Genomic DNA, 1,312 nt, shown 5'->3' on the forward strand with positions numbered 1-1,312 from the left:
GCAAATGCCCTGCGGCAACTCCGAGGGGAGGGTGAACTTCTGTGATTTCGGTGTTGGCTGTAATCCCAAAAGAGTTATGCCAGTCCCATCTTTCTTCTAACAATTCTTTGTTAGAAGTGGTTATCAATTTGCACTTAGTTCCAGCTCATTGAATATTTGCATTGGGTCTTCAGGCTGAAGTGCCCAACGATATGCGGGGTGAACTTCCCAATCATACCCAAATTCAGTGAACTTATTTGATAAATAACGGTTTTCCTCAAAGTATTTCCTGTCAATCCCCGAGTCCGTTTGCTTTCTAGCGGTGATAAAGTTTATTTTAAAAAGAAAAGCGGCTAATTCCTTTGTATCGACAAGATTCCCATTAGCCCAACGATATTTTCCCTGTTCTTCAATTGATTTAAGTTTCTTCAATAATTGATCTGTACTATAGACATACCCTTGAGACGCTTTTCTTTGCATCTTTGAAGGACGCATTCCTAATATTAATTTTTCGATTTCGGGCAATTCAGAACGATATTCATTAATAGTGTCTTGGAGTCGTCCTTGTGAGTACTCTTCAAAAATAGACTCCAAGTTATTAGTTGCGATATGTTGTGATCCGCTCGTATGCGCATGTCTACCGGCTAAAGTTAAAAGTTTAACCAAGTCTCGAGGTCGCTTTCTGACCAGAGACATTAGAACCCTATACATAGGCGCATTGCTCCAGTGCCCCTTGCCAGTGAACTTCTCCTCTATCACTGGCAACAAATATCTCATCAAATCGGACTGATGTTTAGTAAGCAATTTTTCCTCATTTACTTCCCTGTCAAAGTAGCTTTCGATTCTTTTAACAAGGAGTACCAATATTTCATGGTTAGTCCACGAATACCAAATTACGGAACTTTCAGTTTTATCGGTTGATTCATCAGATGTACGTGCCAAATAATAAACGTCGGATCGCAAACTGACTCTAAAGTAAATCCCTCTATTTTCAGTTGAGATGTCACGCACAGCATTAAGTAAAGCTGAAATTCTCTGAATATCATGCTTTCTTCCCTGCCATCCCCTGTCTAAATCATCGATATAAACTGAAATTTTATTGTGTTTTAGAAAGTCTTTCAGAACAGCTTCTTTTGATGGTGTTAAATTAACTTTGTCATCTAGTTTCAAAGTTGAGGCAAGAAATTCTAGTGCAGCCCCCCCATACTGGTTTAATTTGCCTCTCCAATCATCGAAAAGTAACCCGAAAGATGTGAGTACCTTTTTAGCAATAATTTCATTTATACCCGTTTTCCAATCTCGGATGAGTCTTAAAAAATCATCATTATTATCG

General features: G+C 38.6%; 1 protein-coding gene. It reads right to left on the bottom strand.

Going from position 1 to position 1,312, the window contains the following annotated elements; genetic code table 11:
* Window positions 1-123: 123 nt before the first annotated feature.
* On the bottom strand, window positions 124-1,312 hold a 1,189-nt coding region (locus FW758_RS24490; protein WP_446446817.1), incomplete at its 5' end, for a P-loop ATPase, Sll1717 family.

The organism is Shewanella sp. 1180_01, assembly GCF_052850535.1.